The sequence below is a fragment of the Streptomyces sp. NPDC051183 genome (assembly GCF_040682455.1).
Classification (GTDB): domain Bacteria; phylum Actinomycetota; class Actinomycetes; order Streptomycetales; family Streptomycetaceae; genus Streptomyces.
The window spans coordinates 1-4,314 of sequence record NZ_JBFBBA010000103.1; the positions used below are offsets into that span (position 1 = coordinate 1).

A 4,314-nucleotide genomic window follows, 5' to 3' on the forward strand; every position below is an offset into this window, starting at 1 on the left:
TGTACGACGGCGACGCAGACGACACGAACCCCCACCCCTCCCGGACACCGACAACCCGAAGATCATCCCAGACGCCCGGACAACGTGACAGTGCCCTCGGCGTGCCGGGTTGAGTCGTGTGGTGCACGATGGAGGTGAGCGATGCCTCGATGCTCGCGCAAAGGTTGGCTTGCAGTGCGTAACGCCTGGGCCGCCAGTGATCCTCACGAAGTGGCGCCGTCGGCGGCTGCCGTTCTAGATCTTGGCCGCTATCGCGTCAGCGTTGCCGCAGAATGGAGCCAGTTATGGCTGCCGTGCACATCTGGACCTGGAATATTGCGCTGAGTTCGGTACTCCAGCCAGGAAGTAGCAGGACACTCACTTTCGGCCCTTGGGACGATATTCATAGGACTGCGCTATCGGTTACGGCCCACCTGGACAACGGCCCGCTCTCCTACTCTAATGACGCGGTAACTGTCGAAGAATTCACGACGAAGCCCGCCTACATGCCCTACCCAACCTCGCCGAGCCATCAGAATCGCTTCACAGTCAAGCTGCGTAACACCGGCGCCCATGCCTGGGGTTACGTCGACATCACTCTCGGGCAAATCACTCATTGAAGGGGGTTCCGGATGCGCCTCTTGGTGGTTTACGAGCTGTCCGGTGACATTGCTGCGGTAATCACGCAGCCCGATGGTGCGCCACTCCTTTCCGTCGATCTAGAGCCGGGGCAGACGTCCGGGATTGTTGATGTGCCTGAAATCGGATCTGACGCAGGATCGGAGACGTTGATGGTGCAGCTTCAAGAATTCCGGCAGCGATACCGAATCGCATCGGATCCCAGTCAGATTCGCCTCGTTGCGCGGGAAACAGCAGACTGACACGGCAGCTGTAGTTCGTGACGTGTGAGGTCGCTGGTCATGTGGTGGCTGTTGCGGTGATCTCGTTCCAGCGTCGGTGGCAGGCCGTCGCGTGATGTTGGTGGTGGCGACGCCACTGTGACCAGCGCAGGGCGTGTGCCGGGTCGGTGTCCTGTCGGGGCCGGGGCAGGGCGAAGACCCGGAGCAGGGTGAGGAGTTCACGCGGGCTGACGGGGACCACGGCCAGGTCGTCGTCGGGGTCGGCGAGGTTGCGTTGCCGCTCGCGCAGGGCACCGACGGCGAGGAGTGCGTAGGCGAGCACGCTCATCAGGCTCCAGCGGTGCCAGGAGGTCCAGCAGGTGACCTGGCCGGCGTCGAGGTGGGCCAGGCCCTTGGCTCCCTGGAAGTCCTCCTCGACGCGCCACCGGCGGCAGACTGTGCTGACCAGCACCGATATCGGCTGCGGGCCAAGGTGCCAGGTGCGGTAGAAGGAGACGGTGCCGGTGCGGCGGTGGCGACGGATCAGGACGTGGCTGTGTCCGTCGGGGTGCCCGGGCGGGGTGTCGTGGGCATTCACCTCGATCATCGCCCAGTCGTAGAGCCGTTCGCCCTTGGTGCCGTGGCCGGTCCTCAGCCGCGTCCAGGCCCGTTTCGGCACCCGCTCCAGCAGCGTGGTGACCTTCGTCTTCCCGCTGCCGGGTGTGGTCACTCGGTGGCTGGTGGGCACGGCGGCGTTCGCGTAGCCGTAGCCCAGGGTACGGATCCGGGCACGCAACTCGCGTCCTCCATATACCTCGTCGGCCGCCACCCATGCGGCACGGACGCCCGAGGCGTGCGCGGCCTCCAGCATGTCGCCGGCCAGCTGCGGCTTGGTGGCGAACACCGTCTCGTCGGGCACCCCGGCCAGCGTGCGCCGCTCGTCGTCAGCGGCCCAGTCCCCGCCCAGATACAGCCGGCGGTCGATCAGGGCATGTCCGTCGGCGCTCACGTAGGAGAGATGCACCGCGACCTGGCACAGTCCGATCCCGCCCAGGGCGCCGGAGTACTGCCGGGCCGCCCCGGCCGCGTCGAGGGACGACTTCTCGTCGCCCGTCTCGTCCACCACCAACATCACCTCCCTGGAGCCGAGTTGCTCCACCGTCCAGGCCGCGGCCGTCCGGCGTACCGCCTCGGTGTCGAAGCGGGCGCGGGAGAGGAAGTGCTGCAGAACGTGCGGACCGGTGTGGCCGATGGCCTCGGCCAGCGACCAGCAGTTCGCCGAGTCCTTGACCATCAGCAACCCCTGAACCATGTTCCGGCAGGTCAGCCGGGGCTCCCGCCGCGGGAAGCAACCCGCGACCCGGTCCATCAGGACCTCGAAGGACCCGTCCCACAGGGCGTGCGCTAGCGTGGCCTGCACGGCCACCGCGTCTTGATTCGTCGTCACAAACGATCACGATGCAGGTGGCCGTACCTCTGCCCTCAGGCACCCCACCCACCACTCTGACCAGCGACGACGTTCTACGCCTCACGAACTACAGCTGCCGTGTCAGACGGCTCGACGGTCTCGGCCTCGGCCACGTTCTCACTGGTCATCGGTGCATCTTCCTTGATCGGGAGTTACACCGAACGATTGGCTATGTCCCACATTCGGTGGTGACGGAACGTCATCGGAGAATGGGCTGGTCGACTGGGGCGGACGCCTATCCAAGCCGCCTGCGGATCATCCTGCGAATCCGAGACCCGGGGCCCTGCACGACGAGCCGAACTGGGTCTATCGCTGCGCGTGACGATCGTCGCAGTACGTCACCACCGGATGCGAGACAGAGCCGAACGATTTACAGTCCCGAGGAGATATTAATCGACAGCTCCCTGAGGAGGGGAGTGTCTGTGTAGTCGGTAGCAGTCGTAGCCGGAACGAAAAATGACACCCCATGAATTCTGCCAAAATGTCTTTGGCTGCCCGTGAGCTCTCGTTGTACGCTGCTACAACTTCGACTTTGAGGCTGTCAGGCGGGTAGCGGACCAGTCACCAGTGAGGTTCATTGGAGCTTCGTCGGAGAGGGCCACAGTTTTCGCCGCATCGGCGACGGCGCTCGGTTCGACATGTCCTGGGTGTCCCTCCTTAGGGGTCAGGACCCAGATCATGCCATCGACGTTGAGGAGGGTGCGCACCTCGACAAGAGTGTCACCCAGGTCTCCGTCTCCGTCCCGCCACCAAAGCAGGACGACGTCAATGGCCTCTGTGGCATTCTCGTCCAGGAGCTCCCCGCCGATACATTCCTCAATAGCTGTGCGGGTCTGATCGTCTACATCTTCATCCCAGCCCACCTCCTGGACCACCATGTCCGGCTTGATGCCAAGCCTCTCGGCCGCACCGACTGTTGCCGTCATCTCTCGCTCTCCTTCCACAGTGCCGCTGATTCCGTCTGCACCCACAGAATCGATGCATGGCCGGACGTCAGATGTCCAACACGCAGGGGGCCGTGCGGGGGATAGCCGTCTGGCCGATCATCAACCTCGATCTTCTGTGACGGTCCGTCGGTTTCTTCGGCGGGCCGTTTCGGCTGTCTGGCCTGATCGCGGGTATGGCGGGCCTTCAAAGTTGAGCGGTGCATCTGGTCAGGTCTGCTGACTGGTCGTCACGGTGTGTGAAGTGCGTGGCGGGACTGGCCCCCGGACGCAGGACGCCCGTGACAGGTCGCCTCGCACGGTGCCGGCGGGGGCCTGGTTCGGGTAGGTGCTTCCGACGATCTTGCGGACCGTGGCGATGGCGTCGTAGCCCTCCAGCACCAGTGCGATTACCGGCCCCTGCTGCATGAATGTGGAGGTGACGTTGTAGACCTCCGATCCGAGCCGTTCTTCCAGGTCGAAGTAGTGGCGGCGAGTGAATTCCTCGTCCATCCACTTCATCCTGGTGCCGACGATCTTCAGCGTGGCGTTCTCGAATCGCGTGATGATCCTGCCTGCCAGGCCACGCGCCAGCGCATCGGGCTTCAGCAGGACGAGTGTGCGCTCCACGGTATGTGCCTGATCCTCGGGCATTGTCTCCGTTTCGCCTTGCTAGCAACCCGAGATGACGGGCGTTCAGCCGTCACCCGCTGAGGTTACCGGCGTCTGCGAAGGGGCCAGGGCGAGCAGCGGTGCCCAGAGGCGGATGCGGTCTCTGCCGACACTGGATCAAGGAATCGAATTCAGCCAACTTGCCTTCCCCTCCTATCCGACGCGAGCGCACATCTAGAATGACCTTCCCCTCGTAGCGTGGAGCCTTAACTGCAGGGGGAGTTGAGAGGGCACTGTCACGTTGTCCGGGCGTCTGGGATGATCTTCGGGTTGTCGGTGTCCGGGAGGGGTGGGGGTTCATGTCGTCTGCGTCGCCGTCGTACAGGAACCACCGTTATCCGGCCGAGATCATTGCGCATTGCGTGTGGCTGTACTTCCGCTTCCCGCTCTCCTTCCGCGAGGTGGAGGAGATGATGCTCGAGCGGGGCGTGGT

At 64.1% G+C, this 4,314-nt stretch carries 3 protein-coding genes and 2 pseudogenes; 2 read left to right on the top strand and 3 right to left on the bottom strand.

What is annotated here, in order from left to right:
• Positions 1-611 precede the first annotated feature (611 nt).
• Positions 612-860, top strand: a complete 249-nt coding sequence (locus AB0M99_RS37455) for a hypothetical protein (RefSeq protein ID WP_365928692.1) — start codon at positions 612-614, stop codon at positions 858-860.
• A gap of 37 nt (positions 861-897) precedes the next feature.
• Here AB0M99_RS37455 and AB0M99_RS37460 read toward each other — a convergent pair whose 3' ends face one another.
• The 3 genes and pseudogenes from AB0M99_RS37460 to AB0M99_RS37470 all read right to left on the bottom strand — a co-directional run.
• Positions 898-2,265, bottom strand: coding sequence for an IS701 family transposase (locus AB0M99_RS37460; protein WP_365928694.1), 1,368 nt, complete (start codon positions 2,263-2,265; stop codon positions 898-900).
• A gap of 539 nt (positions 2,266-2,804) precedes the next feature.
• Positions 2,805-3,212, bottom strand: coding sequence for a DUF3052 domain-containing protein (locus AB0M99_RS37465; protein WP_365928696.1), 408 nt, complete (start codon positions 3,210-3,212; stop codon positions 2,805-2,807).
• A gap of 306 nt (positions 3,213-3,518) precedes the next feature.
• Positions 3,519-3,863, bottom strand: a pseudogene (locus AB0M99_RS37470) (nucleoside-diphosphate kinase); the annotation flags it as partial.
• 317 nt (positions 3,864-4,180) lie between these two features.
• On the opposite strand from AB0M99_RS37470, the pseudogene AB0M99_RS37475 reads away from it, so the two are divergent.
• Positions 4,181-4,314, top strand: a pseudogene (locus tag AB0M99_RS37475) (IS6 family transposase); the annotation flags it as partial.